Raw genomic sequence first — 23,161 nt, forward strand, 5'->3', positions numbered from 1 at the left:
GGCTCCTTCAGAACGACGGATTGGAGAGCTTTTCGACGCGGCCGGCATGGCGGCCACCGCCGAACTGGGTGGTAAGGAAAGCGTCGAGGCAGGCTTTGGCCATGTCCTCGCCGGTCAGGCGCGCGCCCATCGCGATGACGTTGGCGTCGTTGTGCTCGCGGGCCAGCGCGGCCGACAAAGGCTCGGAGACGAGCGCGCAGCGGCAGGCGGGGTCGCGGTTGACGGCGATCGAGATGCCGATGCCCGAACCGCACAGCGCGACGCCGAATTCGACGGTACCGTCGGCGACGACCGAGGCCAGCTTGTAGCCGTAGTCGGGATAGTCGACGCGGTCGGCGGTCTCGGGGCCGAGGTCGGCGACTTCGTGGCCGCTCTCGATGAGATATTCGCGCAAGGCCGCCTTGAGGTCGACGGCGGCGTGGTCGGATGCGATCGCAATGCGCATGGGAGAGGGACTTCCTTCTCGCGTGGGATTCGTTTGCCGGTCCCTTAGTCTCGGGATCGCCATATTGCGAGTCTTGTAGGTCGATCGTCGTCCCGGCGCCGGCGGTGCGGCGGCTTATCGCGAGGCGTCACCTCAAGTATGGCCTGCGATCCCGGGAGGATCGCAGGTTTTTCGGGCGTCTTGCAACCGCAGATTTGTCGGCGCAGAATGGGCGGATCGGAAAACCGGACAGGTCAGGGAGCGGCAATGAAGCCTTTTATCACGCGCGGGTTGAGCCTTGCCACCGTACTCGTGCTGGCGGGGTGCCTGGAAACCATGCCCGGCCCCGATCGCCCGCACCGGCCGCGCCCTCCCCGTCCTGAAAAGCCGGCGATGTGTACGCGCGAATATGCGCCGGTCTGCGCCGAGCGAGACAGGAAGCGCCAGACCTTCGGCAACGCCTGCATGGCGCGGGCCAAGGGCTTCGACGTGATCCGCCCGGGAGAGTGCCGGGCCGGTGGGCAGTAATTTGACGATGGCCGTAGTTCCCACGGCATAAGCCGGATCATCGGCACTTCGACGATGATCGTGCCTTGTGCGCCAGTCCGACAGGGACTGCGCACAAGAAAAAAAAGCCCCGCCGGAGCGGGGCTTTTCTCTTACTGGTCCAGGAACGAGCGCATTTTGCGGCTGCGGCTCGGGTGCTTGAGCTTTCGCAGCGCCTTCGCCTCGATCTGGCGGATACGTTCGCGGGTAACCGAGAACTGCTGGCCGACTTCCTCTAGCGTATGATCGGTGTTCATGCCGATGCCGAAGCGCATGCGAAGGACACGCTCCTCGCGCGGGGTAAGCGAGGCAAGGACGCGGGTGACCGTTTCCTTGAGGTTCGCCTGGATCGCCGCGTCGACCGGGATGATCGCGTTCTTGTCCTCGATGAAGTCTCCGAGGTGCGAATCCTCCTCGTCGCCGATCGGCGTTTCGAGGGAGATCGGCTCCTTGGCGATCTTCATCACCTTGCGGACCTTTTCGAGCGGCATCGACAGGCGCTCGGCCATTTCCTCGGGCGTGGGCTCGCGGCCCTGCTCGTGGAGGAACTGGCGGCTGGTGCGGACCAGCTTGTTGATCGTCTCGATCATGTGGACCGGGATGCGGATCGTGCGGGCCTGGTCGGCAATCGAACGCGTGATCGCCTGCCTGATCCACCAGGTGGCGTAGGTCGAGAATTTGTAGCCGCGGCGGTACTCGAACTTGTCGACCGCCTTCATCAGGCCGATGTTGCCTTCCTGGATGAGATCCAGGAACTGCAGGCCACGGTTGGTGTACTTCTTGGCGATCGAGATCACCAGGCGCAGGTTGGCCTCGACCATTTCCTTCTTGGCGATGCGCGCCTCGCGCTCCGCCTTCTGGACCATGTTCACGATGCGGCGGAACTCGGGCAGCGCCATGCCGGTGGCGGCGGCGATGTCCGAGACTTCCACGCGGATGCGCTCGACCGGGTCGGCCTCGTTCTCGGCGAAGGCGGCCCACTTCTTGTCCTTCTTGGACATCTCGGCCAGCCAGGTATCGTCCAGTTCGCGGCCGACGTAAGTCTCGAGGAAGTCGGCGCGCTTGACCTTGTGCCGCTCGGCAAGGCGCAGCATCTGGCCGCCCAGCGTGGTGAGGCGACGGTTGAAGGCGTAGAGGTTGTCGACCAGGTATTCGATCTTGGTCGCGTGGAACTTGACCGATTCGACTTGCGCGGTGAGGTCCTCGCGCAACTGCTGGTACTGGTCTTCCTTGGCGACCGGGAAATCGATGCCCAGCGCCAGCGCGTCGAGGCGCTCCGACTGGAGGCGTTCGAAAGTCTGGAACAGCTCGGTGATGAGCATGAACTTCTCGAGCGCTTCGGGCTTGAGCGCGGCTTCCATCTGGGCAAGGCTGAGGGTGTTGTCCTCCTCCTCTTCCTCGGCTTCGCGCTTGGAGATCGGGTTGCCGTCCTCGTCGACCTCGTCGCCGGCATCCTCCTCGACGTCGTCCTCTTCCTTGAAGGAAGGGCCGGCGGTCTTCTCGCTGATCTCGCCGTCGTCGTCGCCTTCGCCGTCCTCGTTGAGGGCTTCGGGGGCGGGTTCCTTCGAGAGCATGGCATCGAGATCGAGAATCTCGCGAAGCTGCATCTCGCCGGCGTTGAGCGCTTCGGACCACTGGATGATGGCGTGGAAGGTGATCGGGCTTTCGCACAGGCCCAGGATCATCATGTCCCGGCCCGCTTCGATGCGCTTGGCGATGGCGATCTCGCCCTCGCGGCTGAGCAGCTCGACCGCGCCCATCTCGCGCAGGTACATCCGCACCGGATCGTCGGTGCGCTCAACGGTTTCCTTCTTCTTGGTGTCGACCACCAGGCGCTGGGAGACTTCGCCGTCCTCGGATTCGGCCTCGGCGTCGTCCGCGTCACGGTCGCGATCGTCGTCGGCCTGGGCGTCGGCGTCCTCGTCGCTCTCGACGATGTTGACGCCCATTTCCGAGATCGCGGCCATGATGTCCTCGATCTGGTCGGTGGACATCTGATCCTGGGGAAGGGCTTCGTTCAGCTCGTCGACGGTGATGACGCCACGGCGCTTGGCGCGCGCGATCAGCTTCTTGATCGAGCCCTCGTTGAGGTCGATCAGCGGTGCGTCGATGCCGTCGTTGTCTGCGCCGTTGTTGTCGTTTTTGCTCATTCTTCCGCCGTTATCCCGTGTCGCCCGCGTATAATTATACAATCACGAGGACGCATGTCTGGTCGCCATTTGCCTGAGGCGACTGTCAAATTCCAGCTTTCTCTCGCGCAGCCGCTGTTGCTCCGCAAAAGATTCGTCGGTGAACTCCCGTTCGTGTCTTTCGGTGGCCACTTGCAGGGCCGCTTCGAGCGCGGGGCGTTCTATCAGAAGCTGGATGGCCTGCGTCAGTTCCTCGGCCGATTTCTCCGGCTCGCCATCCGCTCCGAGGAAACCGAAGCGAAAGCCGGAATAGTCGGCGGATCGAGGAGGCTGTGCACCGTTTTCCCGTAATATGGTCTCAAGTCGGGCGCTTTCAAGCGGGCCGCCTGCATGGCATGCCTCGATCAGCAGTTCGAACCGGGGATCGAGGTCCGGGGTGCGGGCGAGCGCCTCGGCGTGGCGCACCAGCAGGGCTGGCCAGCGGATCAGCCCGGCGATGACGGCGGCCGAGAGGCCGTCGCGAGTGCCGCCGCTGCCGTAGCGGGTGTTGAGGCGGCTGATCGATTCGGGCGAGGAGGGCGCAGGCGCCGGCTTGCCGTTCCACTTGCCGCGTCCCTGGCCGCCGCCGCCCCGGTTCTGGAAGCCGCCGCCGGGCTGGCCGGGCTGCCACTTGCTCTCGCGCTTGGGGAAGGCGAAGGCGGAATAGCGGTCCTGCAGCTCGCGGCGGTAGAGGCTGGCGATGTCGGGGTTCTGGATGGTCTCGACATGGGCCATGAGCCGCGCCTTGAGCCCGGCCTTGTCCTCCGGGGTGGCAAGCGGCACGGCGTCGCGCTCGGCCTCCCACAGCACTTCCACGAGGCTGCGCGCCTCGCCCAGCAGGGCTTCCATCGCCTTGGGGCCCCTGGCCTTGATGAGGTCGTCGGGGTCGAGCCCCTCGGGCAGGCGCACGATGCGCAAGGAGTGCGCCGGGCGCAGCAGGGGCAGGGCGCGGGTGATCGCGCGCATCGCCGCGCGCTGGCCGGCGGTGTCGCCGTCGAAGCACAGGATCGGCGTTTCCACCTGGCGCCAGAGCATCTCGATCTGCTGCTCGGTCAGTGCGGTGCCCAGCGGCGCCACGCACTCGGCGATCCCGGCGGCGGCCATCGCCACGACGTCCATGTACCCCTCGACCACCACCATCCGCCCAGACTGGCGCGCGGCAGGCGTGGCGCGGTGCAGGTTGTAGAGCGTGCGGCCCTTGTCGAAGAGGGGGGTATCGGGGGAATTGAGGTACTTGGGCGCATCGGTCTTGGTCTTGGCGAGAATGCGCCCGCCAAAGGCGATGACCCGGCCGCGCGCATCCTCGATGGGGAGCATCAGGCGGCCCCGGAAGCGGTCGTAGGGATCGCGCTCCTCGACAGCGATGCGCAGGCCAGCCTCGATCAGCATGTCCTCGGGAAAGCGGGAGAGGGCGCCCTTGAGCGCCTGGCGTCCCTCCGGCGCGAAGCCGAAGCCGAAGCGCTGCACGGTATGCGCATCGAAGCCGCGCGTGGCGAGATAGCCGCGCGCCATCTCGCCTTCGGGACCGCCCAGGCTGGCCTTGAACCACTCCTGCGCGGCGGCCATCACGTCATGGAGCGAATCGCGTTTTTCCGCTGCCTTCGCCATTTGCGGATCGGGCTGGGGCACGTCCATACCGGCCTCGACCGCCAGCTCCTTGACCGCATCCATGAAGGCCAGGCCCTGGTGGTCGGTCATCCAGCGGATCGCGTCGCCATGGGCGCCGCAGCCGAAGCAGTGGTAGAAGCCCTTCTCGTCGTTGACGGTGAAGCTGGGGGACTTCTCGTTGTGGAACGGGCAGCAGGCCTTGTACTCGCGGCCTGCCTTCTGGAGGCGCGTGGTGCGGCCGATCAGCGAGGAGAGGCTGACGCGGGAGCGGAGCTGGTCGAGCCACTGGGGGGTGAGCATCAGACGTCCCGCCCGCGAGACGTCGCCGGGTTCCACGGGCTCCCCTTCCACCGGCGGGAGGGGCCGGGGGAGGGCATGTCCGCCAGCACGGCTTGAATACGCGCAAGGATGCTTTCGGTAGAATCGAGCACCTCGGCATTCCAGAAGCGGATCACTGCATAGCCTTGCTCATTGAGGAAACGGGTGCCTCGCGTGTCGTAATCGCAGGCCTGCGCATCGTGCCCTCCCTCCCGTTCGACGACGCCGTCCAATTCCATGCCCGGGCACCGTTCGCGCGACACGGCGGGAGGGGCGTTTGCCCGATGCCGAACCTGGCGGGCGGCATGGTCAGGTGAGCGCCGCCTTCACCCAGCCGCTGGCCTTGCCCATGTCCAGCTCGGAGCCATGGCGCGCCTTCAGCTCCGCCATGACCTTGCCCATGTCCTTCATGCCCGCCGCGCCGGTCTCGGCCTTGATCGCCTCGATCGCGGCCTTGGTGTCGGCCTCGGAGAGCTGGGCGGGGAGGAAGGCTTCGATCACTTCGAGTTCGGCCTGTTCCTCGGCGGCCTTCTCGGGGCGGCCGCCCTGTTCGAAAAGCTGGATCGATTCGCGGCGCTGCTTCACCATCTTCTGCAGCACGTCGATCACCAGCGCGTCGTCGTCGGGCGCGGCGGTGGCGGTGCGCAGTTCGATGTCGCGATCCTTGATCTTGGCGAAGATGAGGCGGACGGCGGCCAGCCGCTGCTTTTCCCCGGCCTTCATGGCGGAGATCTGCGCGGCCTTGATCGAATCACGAAGCATTGTTTTTTCCGGTATCCTGAGTGGTATGAGGTCGCCCGCTGGAGCAAAAGCACTCGAGCTGCCAGCGCAAAACTAGCAGGCCCCACGGCATTTTGCACCCTTGCCGCCTTGACGCGGTGCACAACCGTCTCTAGCGGCAGCTTCTTAGCACACAACGTCAGAAAACGCCTGCAACGGAGCGACCCACCATGGCCGACGCCGCATCTTCGCTTGCGCCCAAACCTGAAGGGGCGACCGGCGTACTCGTCCTCAGCGACGGGCACGTAGTCTGGGGCCGTGGCTTCGGCCACGTCGGTGAATCCGTAGGTGAAGTCTGCTTCAACACCTCGATGACCGGCTACCAGGAAGTCATGACCGACCCGTCCTACGCGGGCCAGATCGTCACCTTCACCTTCCCGCACATCGGCAACGTCGGCGTCAACGAGGAGGATCTCGAGTCGCTCGTCGACGGCGCCGTAGGCTGCGTCGTGCGCGAGGACGTGACCCCTTCCTCCAGTTTCCGCGCTGCCGGCGAGTTCGGCCCCTGGCTGGCGAGCAAGGGCAAGATCGGCCTTTCGGGCATCGACACCCGCGCCCTGACCCGCCGCATCCGCATGGCAGGCGCCCCGAACGCGGTGATCGCGCATGATCCGCAAGGCCGGTTCGACATCCCCGCGCTGATCCAGCGCGCCCGGGACTGGCCGGGTCTCGAAGGCATGGACCTCGCCAAGATCGTCAGCCGCGAGATCCAGCAGGGCTGGGACGGTTCGGTCTGGACGCTGGGCGAGGGCTACGCCGAGGGCGAGGGCGAGAGCCGCCCGCACGTCGTCGCGATCGACTACGGCGCCAAGGACAACATCTTCCGCAACCTCGTGAAGGCGGGCGCGCGGGTCACCGTGGTCCCGGCGGAGACGAGCCTCGAGGCGATCCTCGCGCTCGAACCCGCCGGCGTGTTCCTGTCGAACGGTCCCGGCGACCCGGCCGCCACCGGCGTCTACGCGGTGCCCGTCATCCAGGCGCTGATCGAGCGCGACGTGCCGGTCTTCGGCATCTGCCTCGGCCACCAGATGCTCGGCCTGGCGGCCGGTGCGCAGACCAGCAAGATGCACCAGGGCCACCGCGGCGCCAACCACCCGGTCAAGCGCCACGCCGACGGCGTCGTCGAGATCACCTCGATGAACCACGGCTTCGCGGTCGACAACAAGACGCTCCCCGACACCGTCGAGGAAACCCACGTCTCGCTGTTCGACGGCTCGAACTGCGGCATCTCGATCAAGGGCAAGCGCGCCTTCGGCGTCCAGTACCACCCCGAGGCGAGCCCCGGCCCGCAGGACAGCTTCTACCTGTTCGACAAGTTCGTGGGGATGCTGGGTTGATCGTCGCACGGGTCGAAACTTCCGGAGCGGCTTTCGCGCCGCCTCCCGCACCGGCGATCATCGCCGGTGCGGCCCATGGAGCTTTCGACCCGGCCTCGCGGATTGCCTATGCATCCGGGCACCTGACAAACCGCAAAGGTGCCTGAACAATGACCGACCTCATCGACCACATGATCGCCTACTACGTCGCCGGCCCGGCCAGCGACCTCACGGTGGCGCCGCGCTTCTACCCGTATGGCGAGCTGCAGCTCATCTTCGAGGACAAGATTTCCGTCGCGGTGCGCAAGTTCGGCCCGAAAGTGCGCAAGCACGCGAAGGAGGCGGGCAAGGCCTTCATCGACCGGATGATCGAAACCGGCGCCTGGTCGACCAACGAGGGCGAGTACGGCGGTTCGATGCACCAGTTCCAGGCCGACCGCTTCCGCGAGGTGATCCGCGAGGAGCAGAAGGCCAACCCGATAATCGCACAAGCCAAAGCCGAAGGACCAGCGTATTGGGACAAGGCGTTCGGCGAACTGGTGGCGTAAGCCACCGGACGACTGACAAAGACACACAGGATACCCCAGGACAGCCCATGCCCAAGCGTACCGACATCTCCTCCATCCTCGTCATCGGCGCCGGCCCGATCATCATCGGCCAGGCCTGCGAATTCGACTATTCGGGGACCCAGGCGATCAAGGCGCTGAAGGAGGAAGGCTACCGCGTCGTCCTGGTCAATTCCAATCCGGCGACGATCATGACCGACCCGGACATGGCCGACGCGACGTATGTCGAGCCGATCACGCCCGAGATCGTCGCCCGCATCATCGAGAAGGAGCGCCCCGACGCGGTGCTCCCGACGATGGGCGGGCAGACGGCGCTGAACTGCGCGCTGGCGCTGTTCAACGACGGCACGCTGGAGAAGTACGGCGTGCAGATGATCGGTGCCGACGCCGATGCCATCGACAAGGCCGAGGACCGCCAGCGCTTCCGCGAGGCGATGGACAAGATCGGCCTGTCCTCGGCGCGCTCGGGCGTCGCCCATACGCTCGACGAGGCGTTCAAGGTGCTGGAGACTACCGGCCTGCCCTCGATCATCCGACCCAGCTTCACCATGGGCGGCACGGGCGGCGGCATCGCCTACAACAAGGCCGAATTCGAGGCGATCGTGCGCTCGGGCCTCGACGCCTCGCCCACCACCGAGGTCCTCATCGAGGAATCGCTGCTCGGCTGGAAAGAGTACGAGATGGAAGTCGTGCGCGATCGCCACGACAACTGCATCATCATCTGCTCGATCGAGAACGTCGACCCGATGGGCGTCCATACGGGCAATTCGATCACCGTCGCCCCGGCGCTGACGCTGACCGACAAGGAATACCAGATCATGCGTACCGCCTCGATCGAGGTGCTGCGCGAGATCGGCGTCGAGACCGGCGGTTCGAACGTCCAGTTCGCGGTGAACCCCAAGGACGGCCGCCTGATCGTCATCGAGATGAACCCGCGCGTCTCGCGCTCGTCGGCGCTGGCGTCCAAGGCCACCGGCTTCCCGATCGCGCGCGTCGCCGCCAAGCTGGCGGTGGGCTACACGCTCGACGAGATCATGAACGAGATCACCGGGGCCACCCCGGCGGCGTTCGAACCGACCATCGACTACGTCGTCACCAAGATCCCGCGCTTCGCCTTCGAGAAGTTCAAGGGCGCCAAGAACGACCTGACCACCGCGATGAAGTCGGTCGGCGAAGTCATGGCGATCGGCCGCAACTTCAAGGAATCGATGCAGAAGGCGCTGCGCGGTCTGGAGACCGGGCTCGACGGCTTCAATCGCGTCGTGGCGCTCGAAGGGGCAGGGCGCGACGTCATCACCGCGGCGCTCTCCAAGGCGACCCCGGAGCGCATCCTCAACGCGGCGCAGGCCTTCCGCGAAGGCTTCACCGTGGAGGAAATCCACGCGATCACCCACTACGACAGGTGGTTCCTGCGCCACATCGAGGAGATCATCGCCGAGGAAGCGAAGATCATGAAGGACGGCTTGCCGATCGACGCGGCCGGCCTGCGCCGCCTCAAGGCCATGGGCTTCTCCGACAAGCGCCTCGCCACCCTCGCGGTCCGTTCGGTCGGCGTCGCGGGCGGCCTGGGCGAAACCCAGGCCAAGCGCTCCGGCCTGCTGCACGACGCCCTGCGCGCCATGGCCGGCGCCACCAGCGAGAAGGAAGTGCGCCAGCTTCGCCGCAAGCTGGGCGTCGTCCCCGTGTTCAAGCGCATCGATAGCTGCGCCGCCGAGTTCGAGGCGATCACGCCCTACATGTACTCGACTTACGAGGCCCCGTTCTTCGGCGAGCCCGAGGACGAGGCAGCGCCTTCCGATCGCCGCAAGGTCGTGATCCTGGGCGGTGGTCCCAACCGCATCGGCCAGGGCATCGAGTTCGACTACTGCTGCGTCCACGCCTGCTTCGCGCTGTCCGAGGCCGGCTACGAGACGATCATGGTCAACTGCAATCCCGAGACCGTCTCGACCGACTACGACACTTCGGACCGTCTCTACTTCGAACCGCTGACCGCCGAGGACGTGCTGGAAATCCTGCGCGTCGAGCAGTCGAAGGGCGAACTCGTCGGCGTCATCGTCCAGTTCGGCGGGCAAACTCCGCTCAAGCTGGCGCAGGCGCTGGAAGACGAGGGCATCCCGATCCTGGGCACCTCGCCCGACGCGATCGACCTGGCCGAGGACCGCGAGCGGTTCTCCGCGCTGGTCGACAAGCTGGGCCTCAAGCAGCCCGCCAACGGCATCGCCCGCAGCCGCGACGAGGCGGTGAACGTCGCCAACCGAATCGGCTATCCGGTGCTGATGCGGCCCAGCTACGTGCTGGGCGGCCGCGCGATGGAGATCGTCGATAGCGAACAGCAGCTCGACGACTACATCACCACCGCCGTGCAGGTCTCGGGCGACAGTCCGGTGCTGATCGACCAGTATCTGCGCGACGCGATCGAGTGCGACGTCGACGCCCTGTGCGACGGCGAGCAGGTCGTCGTCGCCGGCGTCATGCAGCACATCGAGGAAGCGGGCATCCACTCGGGGGACAGCGCCTGCACCCTGCCGCCCTACAGCCTACCGCCCGAGATCATCGCCGAGATGGAACGCCAGGCGGAAGCTCTCGCGTTCGGCCTCAGCGTGCGCGGGCTGATGAACATCCAGTTCGCGGTGAAGGACGGCGAGGTGTACCTCATCGAGGTCAACCCGCGCGCCTCGCGCACGGTGCCCTTCGTCGCCAAGGCGCTCGGCCAGCCGGTCGCCAAGATCGCCAGCCGGGTCATGGCGGGCGAGATGCTGTCGACCTTCCCGCCGTTCAAGCGCGACCTGCCGTACATGGCGGTCAAGGAAGCGGTGTTCCCCTTCGCGCGCTTCCCGGGCGTCGATCCGGTGCTCAGCCCCGAGATGAAGTCCACCGGCGAAGTCATGGGGATCGATGCAGATTTCCCGACCGCCTTCGCCAAGGCGCAGCTCGGCGCCGGCATGAAGCTGCCGACCGAAGGCACCGTCTTCGTCTCGGTGAAGAACAGCGACAAGCCGATGATCCTGCCCGCGATCCGCACCCTGATCGATCAGGGCTTCCGGGTGATCGCAACGTCGGGCACGCAGAAGTACCTCGCCGAGGCCGGCCTGCCGGTCGAGCTGGTGAACAAGGTGGCCGAAGGGCGTCCGCACATCGTCGACAAGATCGTCGACGGCGAGATCGCGCTGATCTTCAACACCACCGAAGGCTGGCAGAGCCTCAAGGACTCGACCTCGATCCGCGCTTCGGCGCTCACGGGCAAGGTTTCGATCTTTACCACGGCCGCTGCCAGCGTCGCCGCGAGCGAGGCGATTGCGACGATTCGTGGCAGCCAACTTGAAGTGCGTTCGTTGCAAGACTACTATAGCTGAAATCGATCGTGCCTCCCCACATCGTTGCAGATCGGCCCTGACCCCAACGGCACATGCCGAGGGGGCGGGACAGGAGACTAGTCTCCTGCAGGTCGATCGGAGCGGGAGGCAGCAGAAGGAATAGAGTTGAAAATGGCAAGTATCGAAAAGCTGCCGATGCTCGCGGAAGGCTACGAGAGGCTGACCGCGGAACTCAAGGCGCTTCGCGAAGAGCGTCCGCTGATCGTGGACGCCATCGAGGAAGCGCGCGCTCACGGCGACCTTTCCGAAAATGCCGAGTATCACGCGGCCAAGGAACGCCAGGGCCAGGTCGAAGCGATGGTCGCCGACCTCGAAGACAAGATCACCCGCGCGCAGATCGTCGATCCGGCGACCCTGTCGAGCGACAAGATCATCTTCGGCGCCACCGTGACCCTGCTCGACGAAGATGACAAGCCGGTGAAGTACCAGATCGTCGGCCCTTACGAGGCGGACGCCAAGATCGGCCGCATCAGCTACAACTCGCCGCTGGGCAAGGCGCTGATCGGTCGCAAGAACGAGGAAGAAGTCGAAGTGACCGTCCCTTCGGGCGACAAGTTCTACTTCATCCAGAAGATCGAGTTCATCTGAACGCGCTCCGTTTTGGACGCGCTCCGTTCGGGCAACAAAAAAGGCCGGCATCGCTGCCGGCCTTTTTTGTTGCCATCACAGCAGTCGGGTCGAACCGCTGCCGGACTTGCGATCGTTCACTCGGCCGTCAGGTCGGGCTGGAGCAGGCGATGCAGATGGACGATGACGTACTTCATTTCCGCGTCGTCGACCGTGCGCTGTGCGCTGGACTTCCAGGCTTCCTGAGCGGAAGCGAAGTCGGGGTAGACGCCCACGAGGTCGAGATCCTTGAGATCGACGAATTCCAGGCTGCGCGGGTCCTTGACCCGGCCGCCCATGACGAGGTGAAGCTTCTGCATGGGAGAGGGCCGCTTTCCTGTAGGGGAGAAGCGGCCCCTATAATTTTTGCGAGGTTACGGAGCAAGGCCCGATCGCCCCTGACAGCCAGACTTTATCTGATGTTGCAAATCATTATCGCTGCAGACACTCAATGTCGCGATTTCGAGCGCTCTTTGATGTCGTGGGCGAGGTCGACGACTTTGGCGGAGCGTTCCGCGGCGACGTCCCCGAGGCGCAAGGCGGTATCGGCCGCCGCATCGCCGAGTCGGCTTGCCTTCTTCGCGGTGGCGCGACCCAGCGCACTCGCGGCGGCCACGGCGGCGAGACCGTACTTTTCAAGGTTCAGGACTGCCAGGTCGCCGACCTTCTCGGCCTTGTCGGCCAGCACCGAGGCCTGCTTGCGCGCACCGATGCCGACGTCGTGGGCTTTCTCACCGGCCTGCTTGCCGAGCACGACGCTGGCCGCACCCGCCACTTCGGCGAGGTCCACGGCCTTCGCCAGCAGCTTGCGGCTCGCACGGCGGGGGATCAGCGCACTGACCGCGACGCCGATGGCGATGCCGCCCGCGACGGTGACGACCGGGTGGCGCTTGACGAAGGCGATGACCTTGTCCGAAGGCCTCTGGTCCGCTGCCTTGGCGGGCAGGGCGACGACGTTGGTGCCTTTGGACCCGCCGCTCTTGGTATCGGTGGTCGTGGAGGGATCGGATTTGGTCACCGGACGGCTCCTTAGTTCGAGCCTGGATCGAAGGTTTGCGTGACCCAGGCGATGATGGGATTTCGTAGCAACCAAAGCACCAGCGCGGCCAAGGTTCCACCGATCGCGCCGGGGTGTTCCTCCACCACGGCGACCGCCTCGTCGAACACCAGCTTGGCCTGCTCGATCGCCTCGTCCGCGATCCGCCCGCCGATGCCACGTTCGGCGACGTCGGCCTTGAACGCCTGGTAATGCCCCTCGAATCGCGCCCGCGCGGCGTCGCGCGCGAGCCTGTCCGCCATGACTTGCGCGGCAAGTCTGCTCATCGCCCCCGGTCTCCCATCATTTGCCGTCGCCGCCGACCGTGTTGCCTGCAATCGCCGTCATGCGCTTCACCCGCGCCCTGGCGCCGAACGCGCAGAATGCCGCGAGTGCGAGCAATACCAGCGTAACCGCCGCCATCGCGCCCCAGGGGCCAAGGAGGGGCCCGAGCGCGATCACGGTGCCGACCACCAGGGCCATCGCCGCGAAGAACACCACGACCGCCGCCGCGACGAGCAGCAGCGCAATTGTCCTGGCCTCGGCACCGACATAGGCGGCGCGAGACTTCTGGAAGGCGAATTCGGCCTGCGCCAGTACCTTGGCCTCGTCGGCCAGCCGGCGCAGGTCCTGGGCCAGCGAAAGGTCGGCATGAACCTCGCCTCCATCGCCGGGCGAGGGGGCGAGGTCGGTCTGCGTTTCCTGCATTTCAGCCGTCACCTGCGGGCCAGCGGCCCTCACTTGCCCTTGAACAGGCGGGACAGCACGAAGCCCGTCGCCACCGCGAGGCCCACGGCAAGTCCCGGGCTCTTGCGGACGAATTCGCGGGCATCCTCGCCCAGGTCTTCCAGCGACTTCTCGTCGAGCTTGGCCGCTGCATCGCTCAACGACTTGGATGCCGTGCGGGCATAGTCGCCGTACTTGGCGCCGACCTTTTCGTCGATCAGGGCGGCGTTATCGTCGATCAGCTTGGAGACGCCGACGATCGCCTGGGTGGCCTTGGCCTTGCCCTCGACCGCATATTCGGCGGCCTTGACCTTGGCGTCCGCGGCGAAGGTTCCTGCCTTCTCCTTGGCTTCCTCGGACTTGACCTTGGCTTCGCTGGTCCATTCGCCCGTGGTCTGGGTGAACTTCTCCTTGTACTCGCCTGCCAGTGCCTGTGCGCCCGCCTTGGCCTCTTCCACGGCCTTGCTGAAGTGATTCTTGGCGCTTTCGGTGCCGTTTCCGGCGGCAACGGTGGGGTCGACCATGGTGGTATCCTTCCTTTTTCTGCCCTTGCGCGGGTTTGCCCCCGCATAGTCCATATGCGGACAGAGTAACACAACTTGAACCTTACCGCTGCAACGCAACTTGCCACGCGAAGTTCCCCTGCTAAGACCGCCGCAAACGGCGCGGCCGGCGCGCCGGCAGGAGGAGACCCGCCAAAATGACCGCGATCATCGACATCCACGCCCGCGAAATTCTGGACAGCCGTGGCAACCCGACCGTCGAAGTGGACGTGCTGCTCGAAGACGGCAGCTTCGGCCGTGCCGCAGTGCCCTCGGGCGCCTCGACGGGTGCGCACGAAGCCGTCGAGCTGCGCGATGGCGACAAGGGCCGCTACCTCGGCAAGGGCGTGCTCAAGGCGGTCGACGCCGTGAACGACGACATCGCCGAAGCGCTCGTCGGCCTCGATGCCGAAGACCAGCGCGACCTCGACCTCGCCATGATCGAGCTGGACGGCACCCCCAACAAGGCGCGCCTGGGCGCCAACGCGATCCTCGGCGTCAGCCTCGCCGCCGCCAAGGCCGCCGCCAATGCGCGCGGACTGCCGCTCTATTCCTACGTCGGCGGCGTATCGGCGCATGTCCTGCCGGTGCCGATGATGAACATCATCAACGGCGGCGAGCATGCCGACAACCCGATCGACTTCCAGGAATTCATGGTCATGCCGGTCGGCGCCGATTCGCTGGCCGAAGCGGTGCGCTGGGGTGCGGAGATCTTCCACACCCTCAAGAAGGGCCTGCACGACAAAGGCCTGGCGACTGCCGTGGGCGACGAGGGCGGCTTCGCGCCGAACCTTGCCAGCACCCGCGACGCGCTCGACTTCATCATGGCCTCGATCGAGAAGGCCGGGTTCAAGCCGGGCACCGACATCAAGCTCGCGCTCGACTGCGCCTCGACCGAGTTCTTCAAGAACGGCAAGTACGAGATCAGCGGCGAAGGCCTCAGCCTCTCGCCCGTCGCTTTTGCCGACTACCTCGCCGACCTCACCGAAGCCTACCCGATCATCTCGATCGAGGACGGCATGAGCGAGGACGACTTCGAGGGCTGGAAGGCGCTGACCGACAAGATCGGCCACAAGGTCCAGCTCGTGGGCGACGACCTGTTCGTCACCAACCCCAAGCGCCTGACCATGGGCATCGAGAAGGGCCTCGCCAACTCGCTGCTGGTCAAGGTCAACCAGATCGGCACGCTGACCGAGACGCTGGAAGCGGTCTCGATCGCCAACCGCGCCGGCTATACCGCGGTGATGTCGCACCGTTCGGGCGAGACCGAGGACGCGACGATCGCCGACCTCGCGGTCGCCACCAACTGCGGCCAGATCAAGACCGGCTCGCTCGCGCGGTCGGACCGGCTCGCCAAGTACAACCAGCTCATCCGCATCGAGGAGGAACTGGGCAAGGCCGCGCGCTATGCCGGCCTCGGCGCATTCGGCCGCCTCGGCGGCTGATCGCGACGGCAGAGGACAATGAACCGGGGGCGGCCCTGTCCGCCCCCGGATTGCCCCGCCTTGCGACCGGCATACGGCATGTCCCGTCGCGGGTGACCGGCGCCGGGGAAAGGCTCCGGCCACCCGCTCACCTCCGCATCGTTCCGGCAGGCCAATCCTCCCTTGGGGCGAAGAGGCTCGGCGGAGCCCGCCGTCGTCAGCGTGCGGCCGCGACGTGCCTGGGGCCATCGTCCAGGCGCACGACCGAACGGGATGCGGAGGCGAAGTATTCGAGCATGGCGGCATAGCCACGCGCGCTCAGCTTGACGTAGACCCGGCGCGCATCGCCCGGATCGGCCTCCCGCACCAGGAGGCCCTGTTTTTCCAGGATCGCAATCCAGCGCAGCGCCGTCGTCGAAGGGACGGCGGAGCCGATGCACGCGCTCGTCACCGAGACGCGGCGGCGTTCCTTGGCGGCGATGAACAAGTCCAGCAGGATGTCCCAGGCCGGTTCCCCGAACAGTTCCTCGGACCGGAAGATCTTCGTCCGCCGGCGCCGGTCCTCGTACGTCTGGCGGGCGAGTTCCACCCAGATGGGGTGGTCCTGGCTCGCCGTGGTCTTGCCGCCCTCCCGAACCTCGGCGCCGCCCGCAAGCGATTCGAGGATCGCCGAGGGGCTTTCCCCGATTTCCAGTTCGCGCGCCATCGCCAGAAGTTCGTTGGCAATGCCGATCAAGCGGATGGCCTTCGACCGATTTCGCATCAACTGGTCCGTGTTCTCCATCAAATAGGGTCACCAGTCGTAGGCCGCACGACTTCGACAGCGGAAGTCATCCGCGCGGCGATTATTTCCAATGTTGCGAGAAAGGTCGCGATCATCGGTGATATCCCGAATGAGTTCGCGCATCGCTTCGTCCGCCACGGATTGAACCATAAGCAGTCATCCGCATGGCAGTCTTGCGCAGGCTAATCCGTATCGGATGCTTCGCGTTGCAAATCGAACTGTCGGCACAGGGCTTCGATGGCGGCTTCGAGATGGGCGGTAGCGACGAGCGCTCCCAGGGTTTCCATGTCGAGCAGGCGCGCTTCGAGTTCCGCTACCAGCGATCGTGCAGTTACGTCCTTGTTCACCCGCGTGTTCTCCATCGGGTAAGGGAGTGACCCCGAACCCGGGCCCGGACCCCGGACCTTGGTTAGCGACCCCGCCATTTGGCATGGCGTTGAATATCGAAAGAGATATCTCCGTTTCAGAGCAAAATCGGAAACACCTGAAGTGCGACTACACGAAGGTGGACAATTGGAAACCGCGATTTCCGGGCTGTCCTACTTGTGAACATTTTGTAAGGGGCCGTTACGCGCGATTGAATTTCGGAAAGATGAACGAAGTCGACGAATTCGTTCATCTCGAATCATCGATTTAGGTGTTTTTACTTAATTTCAGAGAGAGCGGTCGGAGACCGTTTGAGAATGGGCGCTGCCCATACTGCTGCGCCGGGATGGGCGCCCCATGCGCAACGCCCACGGCAAAGCGACCCAGAGGCGTTCGATCCGCCCCTGGGTCGCCTTGTCCGCTTGCAACAACGATCGGCGAGGTCGCCTGTCAGGCGCCGATGTCAGGCGCCGATGTCAGGCGCCGAACTTTTCCTTCAGCGCGTGCAGGGCGATGGCCGCCTTGGCGGCTTCCCCGCCCTTGTCCTTGCGGGCCGGGTCGGCGCGTTCGAGCGCCTGTTCCTCGTTCTCGACGGTCAGGATGCCGTTGCCGATGGCGATGCCGTCCATCGTCAGTGCCATGATCCCGCGCGCCGATTCGCCCGCCACGATCTCGAAGTGGTAGGTCTCGCCGCGGATGACCACGCCGATGGCGATGTAGCCGTCGTAGTCTCCGGTCGCGTCGGCCAGCGAGATGGCTGCCGGTATCTCCAGCGCGCCGGGGACGGTTATCACCTCGGCCTTGTGCCCGGCCGCCTTGAGGGCCGCCTTGGCGCCCGCGATCAGCAGGTCGTTGAGGTGCTCGTAGAAGCGCGCTTCGACGATGAGGAAACGGGCCATGTCAGTTCGATCCTTCGCTACAGTCGACGATGGGACGTTCGCCGACGATATTGAGCCCATAGCCTTCCAGCGCGACAAGGGAATGGTGCGTGTTGGTCAGGAGCACCATGTCGTGGATTCCCAGCTCGGCGAGGATCTGCGCGCCGACGCCGTAGTCGCGCAGTTCCTCGAAATCCGGAGTGCCGCCGTTGCGAGCCAGCTGCTTGATTTCCATCACGCGCGACATGAGCTTGCTCATCGGCCGGTTGATGACGACGATGACGCCGGTGCCTTCCTGCGCAATCATGTTCATCGAGCGCTGGAGCAGGTCGCCGCGGTCGCCGGTGTCCTCGCCGAAGATGTCGGCGAAGAACGAGAGCGTGTGCATGCGCACCAGGGTGGGCTTGGAGGGATCGATGCGGCCCTTGACCAGCGCCACCGTCTCGTCCCCGGTCGCGCGGTTGAAGTAGGAGCGCGCCACCCATTCGCCGCCGTGGCGCGAGTGGAAGGCGATCTCGTTGCGCTTCTCGATCATGCGGTCGTGGCGGCGGCGATAGGCGATCAGGTCGCGGATCGTGCCGATCTTGAGGTCGTGCATGCGTGCGAAGCCGACGAGGTCGTCCATGCGCGCCATGGTGCCGTCGTCGCGCATGATCTCGCAGATCACGCCCGAGGGATTGAGCCCGGCGAGGCGCGAGATGTCCACCGCCGCCTCGGTGTGCCCGGCGCGCACGAGGACGCCGCCGTCGCGGGCGCGCAAGGGGAAGACGTGGCCGGGCGTGACGATGTCGTCGCGGGTCTTGGTGCCGTCGATGGCGACCGAGATGGTGCGCGCGCGGTCCCCGGCAGAGATCCCGGTGGTGACGCCCTCGCGCGCCTCGATGGAGACGGTGAACGCGGTTTCGTGGCGGGTGCCGTTGTTGCGGCTCATCAGGTTGAGGCCGAGTTCGTCGACGCGCTGGCTGGTGAGGGTGAGGCAGATCAGCCCGCGGCCGTGCGTCGCCATGAAGTTGACCGCCGCCGGCGTCGCCATCTGTGCCGGGATCACGAGGTCGCCCTCGTTCTCGCGGTCCTCGTCGTCGACGAGAATGAACATGCGCCCGTTGCGTGCCTCGTCGATGATCTCCTCGATCGGCACGAGCACTTCGCGGTCGTCGTTGGCGAAGAGGACCCGCTCCAGCTTGCCGAGGGTTTCGGCCGTGGGGTTCCAGTCCGGCTCGGTGCAGTCGCGCAGCGTATTGGCATGGAGGCCGGCGGCGCGGGCGAGGCCGGCCTTGCTCATGCCGCCGTCGGAAACGAGCTTGCGAACCTTGTCGATCACATCGGTAGCCATTGGAATGTCCAATCTCACATTTTGATGTGATGCGGATAAGGTTGGCTCACATTGAAATCAAGAGCCCTTGAACCGGGGCGGGCGTTTTTCGAGAAACGCGGCGACCGCTTCCTCGTGATCGGCCGTCGCATGGGCGGCCGCCTGCATGGCCGAGGCCATCTCCAGCAGCGTCGGCAGGTCGGCGCGGCGCCCTTCCCACAGCAGGCGCTTGGTCATGCGCACCGCCTGAGGCGGATTCGCGGCGATGCGCCGGGCCAGCTTGCGGGCCTCGCCGAGCAGTTCGGCATCGGGGACCACCCGGCTGACGAGGCCGCAGGCGAGGGCTTCGGCAGCGTCGATCGCATCGCCGGTGAGCGCCATTTCGGCGGCCTTCGACCAGCCGATCACGCGCGGCAGCAGCCAGGAGCCGCCGTCGCCGGCGATCAGGCCGAGCTTGACGAAGCTCTCGGCGAATTTCGCGCTCTCCCCGGCGATGCGCAAGTCGCACATGCAGGTGAGGTCGCAGCCGGCACCCATGGCGGCGCCGTTGACGGCGGCGATCACCGGCACTTCGAGCGCCGCGAAGGCGAGCGGCAGGCGCTGGATACCGCGCTGGTAGTTGCGCCGCGTCGCGGCCGGTGAGCCCGCGTTGAGATTGCCGCCGGGCTTCATCTGGTTGATGTTGCCGCCCGAAGAGAAGCCCTTGCCGGCGCCGGTGAGGATCGCGACGCGCGCGGCCGGGTCCGAATCGAGGCGGGCGAGCGTGGCGACCAGCGCCTCGACCATCTCGGGATCGGAGATCGGATTGCGCATTTCGGGGCGGTTGAGCGTAAGCACGACGATGCCCTCGTCGTCGATCTCGTAGAGTACCGCCTCGCTCATCGTCCCAACTCCGGGTCTTTCAGTGTCCACCGGCCCTTTGTTGAAACGATCCGGGCGCCGGTGTCGAGCGCGGAGGCGGAATTTCGTGTCATGGGGAGGGGCAGCCCGACGGGGCCGACGGGTCCTCCTTCCCCTCCACCACCCTTCGGACGGTTCGCCTCCCGGTCGCCGTGCGACAGGGAGGATCGGCGCGTTCGGGGCAATCCATTTTCCTACAGGCGCGGGCTCGGGTTAGGTTCCCGGGATGTCGTCTCCGCGCCCGAAACGCCCTGCCAGCGCCGGTTTTCGTCCAGCCGATACCCGGCGCCGGACCCAAGGTGACACTTGCCCTCTGGACAGTGTAAACCGTGTAAACTTGGCGTCAGCTTGCCGGCGGTCGTCAGGCGTCCTGCTTCCTGGCCGCGCTCATCATCCTGGTGATGTCGACCTGGCCGGTGGCGAGGCCGCCCATGAAGCCGCCGTCCACGGGCAGCACCACGCCGTTGACGACGCCGGCGAGGTCGGAATTTATCAGTACCAGCGGGCCGGCCTGCTCCTCGGCGGTGGTGTAGCGGCCGAGCGGTTCGGCGGCGGCGTCGACGACGTCCTTGCCCGAGGTGGCGTGGAAGGTCGCCATCATGGGGGTCTGGGTGGGCGAGGGGAGCGAACAGTTGATGCGGATGCCCTTCTTGATGAGCTGTGCCCCCATGAATTGGGTCCACACGATTACCGCTTCCTTGGAGAAGGCATAGCCCTCGGCGACCTGTTCGGCGTTCGCCTCGGCCCATTCGAGCCCGGCCTGGAAGCCTTGCGTGGCGAGAAGCTGCATGTGCACGGGAATGCGGCGGCTCCAGCCCAGGCCCCCGGTCGAGGCGATCGAGACGATCGCGCCCTTGTCGCCCATCAGCGGGACGACCTGCTCGGTCAGGTGGCGGGTGCCCAGGAAGTTGACCTTCATCGTATCCATCGCGGGGAAGCCGCCGCCGCCGGGAAGGCCCGCGCAGTTGAACAGCGCGTCGACCTTGCCGTCGCCTGCCTTTGCGACACCCGCTACCGCGGCTTCGATGGTTGCCGGATCGCGCAAGTCGATCTGCGTGAACGAGGCCATCGGCACGCTGCTCTCCCGGAAGTCGAAGCCGTGGACTTCGGCGCCGAGCGAGACCAGCAGCCTGGCGGTAGCCTCGCCCATGCCCGAGAAGCAGCCGCTGACGATGACGCGCTTGCCTTTGTAGCCGAGAACATCGCTCATAGTGTCGTCCTTCCTCTCGATCCCTGCATTCGTTGCGCGCTAGCTAGGCCGTCGGAGGCCCATGCAGCAACCGCCGCGCCGGGTCATCGCGGGCACGATGAGGCCGCGCTGCTCGCCACGCGCGAGCGGCCTTGATAAGGCGTGATCGTCCCGGATCGTATCGAACGGGGTTTCAATCGGCCAGGATCGCGCTGCGGGCGGACGCGATGCGGCGGGAAAGGGAACCGAAAGTGGCAGCTACAGCGACAGCGCAGGACCGGGCGATCGCGAAGGGCACCGGCGATCGGGGCGGGATCGCGGGGACATCGTGAACAGGGCCGATCCGCAAGTGCTCGAGGTGATGATGGGGCAGGTCGCGGCGGCACTGGGCGGCAGGGCCCGGCGGCCGGTGGTGATCGGGCTGTGCGGGTCGCAAGGCTCGGGCAAGACCACGCTGGCGGCGGCGGTGGTCGAAGCCTGCGGGCAGCGGGGACTGCGCTGTGCGACGCTGTCGCTCGACGATCTCTACCTGACCCGGGCCGAGCGGCAGGATCTCGCGCGGGAGGTGCACCCGCTTCTGGCGACGCGCGGGGTTCCGGGGACGCACGACGTGGCGCTGGGGCTCGCGGTGATCGCCGCGCTCGAACGCGGCGAGGCGAGTGGGCTGCCCCACTTCGACAAGGCCTGCGACGATCGCGCGCCGCGCGAGCGCTGGCCCCATGCGCCGGCGGGGTGCGAGGTGCTGCTGCTGGAAGGATGGTGCGTCGGCGCTGTCGCCGAGAGCGCCGCGGCGTTGGCGGAGCCGATCAATGCGCTCGAACGCGAGGAGGATGCGGACGGGACCTGGCGATCCCATGCCAACGCGGCGTTGGCGGGGGACTATGCGCGGCTCTTTGCGCGGCTCGACCGCCTGATACTGCTGGCCGCCCCCGATTTCTCGGTGGTGAGAGCCTGGCGGCTGCAGCAGGAGGACGAGCTTCGCGCGCGGGTCGGCCCGGGCGGGCAGGTTATGGACGCAGGCGCCATCGCCCGTTTCGTGAGCCACTACGAGAGGTTGACCCGTCACATCCTTGCCGAGATGCCAGGCCGTGCCGACCTCGTCGTGCACCTCGACCCGCGCCGCCGAGTTCGAGGCGATCATCTCTCGGCGCTGAGTGCCCCGTCGGCGCGGCGCCGCTCCGCATCGGCCCTGCGGCGCTTGCGCTTCTCCAACTGTTCGGCGGACGGCACGCGGTCGTCGATGAGATCGGCCAGCACGGCGCCCCGCTCGCCTGCCGGACGCGCCGGTCCGACGGTGGTGTCGCAGAAGGTCTGGCGCTCGATCTCGGCATTGAGCAGCGCGCCCAGCAGCACGCCGTAGGCCGAGAGGAACAGCCACATCAGGAACACTACGATGGCGGACAGCGAGCCGTACGTGGCGTTGTAGTCGGAGATGTAGGCGACGTAGAGCGAGAAGCCGAACGAGACTACCAGCCATAACAGCGTCGCCAGCAGCGAGCCCGGTGCCAGCCAGCGCCACTTGGCCGGGCGCCTGTCGGGCCCGTATCGCATGATGAGCGCGAAGCCGGCACTGCCCAGCGCGATGGCGAAGACCCAGGTCAGGACCTTGAACAGCGTTTCGGTCGCCCCGCCGAGGTAGAGGCTGGTCTGGGTCTGCAGCCAGGCGAAGACCCCGCCCGACAGGACGCCGGTCAGGGCCAGCAGGATCGCGGCCAGGGTGAGCCCGCCGGTGCGCAGCGTGGTGGCGACGATGCCGCGCGTCTCGCGCTCCTCGTTGATGATGTTGAGCGCGCTCATCATCCCGCCTGCGGCGCGCATGCCGCCGTAGACCGCGAAGAACAGCGCGATGACGAGCGCCAGTCCGGTCACGCCCGAATTGGTCGAGACGATGTTAATGAGCTGTTCCTCGAGCACGGTGGCGACGTCGGGCGGGACGACCTCGACGATGCTGTCCATCTGCTCGCGCACCATCGTCACGTCACCGACGAGGCCATAGACCATGACCGTGGCAGCAATGAGCGGGGTGAGGGCGAGGAAGACGTAGAACGCCAGGCCCGCCGAAAGCAGGCCGAGTTCGTGAAAGCCGATCATCACCCAGACGCGCTTGAGCACTCGCGCCCAGGCGGCGCGGGGCATCGTCCAGGGGCTGTCCGCATCCGACCCCGGCGTCGCCTTCGCCGGCACCGAGGCATTGGCCTGCCCCGAGGAAATTGTCGTTGCAGGTTCATCCGGGCCGACGTTTGGGTTATTCATCGCCGGCCCGTGTGAACGAGGGAACTTTCGCAGTTGCAATGCGAT

At 66.2% G+C, this 23,161-nt stretch carries 23 protein-coding genes and 1 pseudogene; 7 read left to right on the top strand and 17 right to left on the bottom strand.

Annotated features, from left to right (window positions below; all coding sequences use genetic code 11):
- Positions 1 to 7: 7 nt before the first annotated feature.
- On the bottom strand, positions 8 to 445 hold the full coding sequence (rpiB, locus tag ACFFDA_RS13475) for a ribose 5-phosphate isomerase B (protein WP_404480967.1): 438 nt from the start codon (positions 443 to 445) through the stop codon (positions 8 to 10).
- A gap of 246 nt (positions 446 to 691) precedes the next feature.
- Here rpiB and ACFFDA_RS13480 point away from each other — a divergent pair, with 246 nt between their 5' ends.
- A complete protein-coding gene (locus tag ACFFDA_RS13480) occupies positions 692 to 952 on the top strand; it encodes a hypothetical protein (RefSeq protein ID WP_404480968.1) in 261 nt (86 codons plus the stop codon).
- A gap of 131 nt (positions 953 to 1,083) precedes the next feature.
- Here the strand turns inward: ACFFDA_RS13480 and rpoD are convergent, their stop codons facing one another.
- The 4 genes from rpoD to ACFFDA_RS13500 form a co-directional block, all read right to left on the bottom strand.
- Positions 1,084 to 3,120 carry an RNA polymerase sigma factor RpoD gene (gene rpoD / locus ACFFDA_RS13485; RefSeq protein ID WP_404480969.1) on the bottom strand — a complete coding sequence of 679 codons (2,037 nt, stop codon included), beginning with the start codon at positions 3,118 to 3,120 and terminating at the stop codon, positions 1,084 to 1,086.
- Between the two features lie 42 nt (positions 3,121 to 3,162).
- Positions 3,163 to 5,046, bottom strand: coding sequence for a DNA primase (dnaG, locus tag ACFFDA_RS13490; protein ID WP_404482749.1), 1,884 nt, complete (start codon positions 5,044 to 5,046; stop codon positions 3,163 to 3,165).
- The gene (locus tag ACFFDA_RS13495) at positions 5,046 to 5,303 is read right to left on the bottom strand and encodes a DUF559 domain-containing protein (RefSeq protein ID WP_404480970.1); all 258 of its coding nucleotides are present in this window, start codon (positions 5,301 to 5,303) and stop codon (positions 5,046 to 5,048) included. Before ACFFDA_RS13495 ends, dnaG begins: the two co-directional genes overlap by 1 nt.
- 70 nt (positions 5,304 to 5,373) lie before the next feature.
- Positions 5,374 to 5,826: a GatB/YqeY domain-containing protein gene (locus ACFFDA_RS13500; protein WP_404480971.1), complete on the bottom strand. Its 453-nt coding sequence runs from the start codon at positions 5,824 to 5,826 to the stop codon at positions 5,374 to 5,376.
- A 188-nt stretch (positions 5,827 to 6,014) separates the two neighbouring features.
- On the opposite strand from ACFFDA_RS13500, the gene carA reads away from it, so the two are divergent.
- The 4 genes from carA to greA all read left to right on the top strand — a co-directional run bounded on the left by carA (position 6,015) and on the right by greA (position 11,688).
- Complete coding sequence (gene carA / locus ACFFDA_RS13505) at positions 6,015 to 7,181, top strand: glutamine-hydrolyzing carbamoyl-phosphate synthase small subunit (protein WP_404480972.1); 1,167 nt, start codon at positions 6,015 to 6,017, stop codon at positions 7,179 to 7,181.
- A gap of 149 nt (positions 7,182 to 7,330) precedes the next feature.
- Positions 7,331 to 7,708: a hypothetical protein gene (locus ACFFDA_RS13510; RefSeq protein ID WP_404480973.1), complete on the top strand. Its 378-nt coding sequence runs from the start codon at positions 7,331 to 7,333 to the stop codon at positions 7,706 to 7,708.
- Positions 7,709 to 7,755: 47 nt separating this feature from the next.
- Entirely contained in the window at positions 7,756 to 11,079 is a 3,324-nt protein-coding gene (gene carB / locus ACFFDA_RS13515; RefSeq protein WP_404480974.1) for a carbamoyl-phosphate synthase large subunit, read from the top strand.
- A gap of 132 nt (positions 11,080 to 11,211) precedes the next feature.
- Positions 11,212 to 11,688, top strand: a complete 477-nt coding sequence (gene greA / locus ACFFDA_RS13520; protein ID WP_404480975.1) for a transcription elongation factor GreA — start codon at positions 11,212 to 11,214, stop codon at positions 11,686 to 11,688.
- 116 nt (positions 11,689 to 11,804) lie between these two features.
- Here greA and ACFFDA_RS13525 read toward each other — a convergent pair whose 3' ends face one another.
- From ACFFDA_RS13525 to ACFFDA_RS13545, 5 genes are all read right to left on the bottom strand, one after another.
- Positions 11,805 to 12,026: a DUF4170 domain-containing protein gene (locus ACFFDA_RS13525; protein WP_404480976.1), complete on the bottom strand. Its 222-nt coding sequence runs from the start codon at positions 12,024 to 12,026 to the stop codon at positions 11,805 to 11,807.
- Positions 12,027 to 12,154: 128 nt separating this feature from the next.
- The gene (locus ACFFDA_RS13530) at positions 12,155 to 12,724 is read right to left on the bottom strand and encodes a hypothetical protein (RefSeq protein WP_404480977.1); all 570 of its coding nucleotides are present in this window, start codon (positions 12,722 to 12,724) and stop codon (positions 12,155 to 12,157) included.
- 11 nt (positions 12,725 to 12,735) lie between these two features.
- Positions 12,736 to 13,029: a hypothetical protein gene (locus tag ACFFDA_RS13535; RefSeq protein WP_404480978.1), complete on the bottom strand. Its 294-nt coding sequence runs from the start codon at positions 13,027 to 13,029 to the stop codon at positions 12,736 to 12,738.
- Between the two features lie 16 nt (positions 13,030 to 13,045).
- Positions 13,046 to 13,450 carry a phage holin family protein gene (locus ACFFDA_RS13540; protein WP_404480979.1) on the bottom strand — a complete coding sequence of 135 codons (405 nt, stop codon included), beginning with the start codon at positions 13,448 to 13,450 and terminating at the stop codon, positions 13,046 to 13,048.
- Positions 13,451 to 13,479: 29 nt separating this feature from the next.
- Positions 13,480 to 13,992 carry a hypothetical protein gene (locus ACFFDA_RS13545; RefSeq protein WP_404480980.1) on the bottom strand — a complete coding sequence of 171 codons (513 nt, stop codon included), beginning with the start codon at positions 13,990 to 13,992 and terminating at the stop codon, positions 13,480 to 13,482.
- Between the two features lie 176 nt (positions 13,993 to 14,168).
- On the opposite strand from ACFFDA_RS13545, the gene eno reads away from it, so the two are divergent.
- On the top strand, positions 14,169 to 15,455 hold the full coding sequence (eno, locus tag ACFFDA_RS13550; RefSeq protein ID WP_404480981.1) for a phosphopyruvate hydratase: 1,287 nt from the start codon (positions 14,169 to 14,171) through the stop codon (positions 15,453 to 15,455).
- Positions 15,456 to 15,651: 196 nt separating this feature from the next.
- Here eno and ACFFDA_RS13555 read toward each other — a convergent pair whose 3' ends face one another.
- The 6 genes from ACFFDA_RS13555 to ACFFDA_RS13580 form a co-directional block, all read right to left on the bottom strand.
- Positions 15,652 to 16,218 (bottom strand): MarR family transcriptional regulator, encoded by a 567-nt coding sequence (locus tag ACFFDA_RS13555; RefSeq protein WP_404482750.1) that lies wholly within the window; start codon positions 16,216 to 16,218, stop codon positions 15,652 to 15,654.
- A 182-nt stretch (positions 16,219 to 16,400) separates the two neighbouring features.
- Complete coding sequence (locus ACFFDA_RS13560) at positions 16,401 to 16,565, bottom strand: hypothetical protein (protein ID WP_404480982.1); 165 nt, start codon at positions 16,563 to 16,565, stop codon at positions 16,401 to 16,403.
- Positions 16,566 to 17,060: 495 nt separating this feature from the next.
- Entirely contained in the window at positions 17,061 to 17,483 is a 423-nt protein-coding gene (gene ribH / locus ACFFDA_RS13565; protein ID WP_404480983.1) for a 6,7-dimethyl-8-ribityllumazine synthase, read from the bottom strand.
- A gap of 1 nt (position 17,484) precedes the next feature.
- Positions 17,485 to 18,795, bottom strand: coding sequence for a 3,4-dihydroxy-2-butanone-4-phosphate synthase (ribB, locus tag ACFFDA_RS13570; protein WP_404480984.1), 1,311 nt, complete (start codon positions 18,793 to 18,795; stop codon positions 17,485 to 17,487).
- A 57-nt stretch (positions 18,796 to 18,852) separates the two neighbouring features.
- Positions 18,853 to 19,656 carry a crotonase/enoyl-CoA hydratase family protein gene (locus ACFFDA_RS13575; RefSeq protein ID WP_404480985.1) on the bottom strand — a complete coding sequence of 268 codons (804 nt, stop codon included), beginning with the start codon at positions 19,654 to 19,656 and terminating at the stop codon, positions 18,853 to 18,855.
- 379 nt (positions 19,657 to 20,035) lie between these two features.
- Complete coding sequence (locus ACFFDA_RS13580) at positions 20,036 to 20,884, bottom strand: coniferyl-alcohol dehydrogenase (RefSeq protein WP_404480986.1); 849 nt, start codon at positions 20,882 to 20,884, stop codon at positions 20,036 to 20,038.
- Between the two features lie 343 nt (positions 20,885 to 21,227).
- Here ACFFDA_RS13580 and ACFFDA_RS13585 point away from each other — a divergent pair.
- Positions 21,228 to 21,989 (top strand): annotated as a pseudogene (locus tag ACFFDA_RS13585) (kinase); the annotation flags it as partial.
- An 11-nt stretch (positions 21,990 to 22,000) separates the two neighbouring features.
- Here the strand turns inward: ACFFDA_RS13585 and ACFFDA_RS13590 are convergent.
- Positions 22,001 to 23,116, bottom strand: coding sequence for a YihY/virulence factor BrkB family protein (locus tag ACFFDA_RS13590; protein ID WP_404480987.1), 1,116 nt, complete (start codon positions 23,114 to 23,116; stop codon positions 22,001 to 22,003).
- Between the last annotated feature and the right edge of the window lie 45 nt (positions 23,117 to 23,161).

Origin of the sequence: Novosphingobium sp. BL-52-GroH (assembly GCF_044813085.1) — a bacterium.
Taxonomy (GTDB): Bacteria; Pseudomonadota; Alphaproteobacteria; order Sphingomonadales; family Sphingomonadaceae; genus Novosphingobium.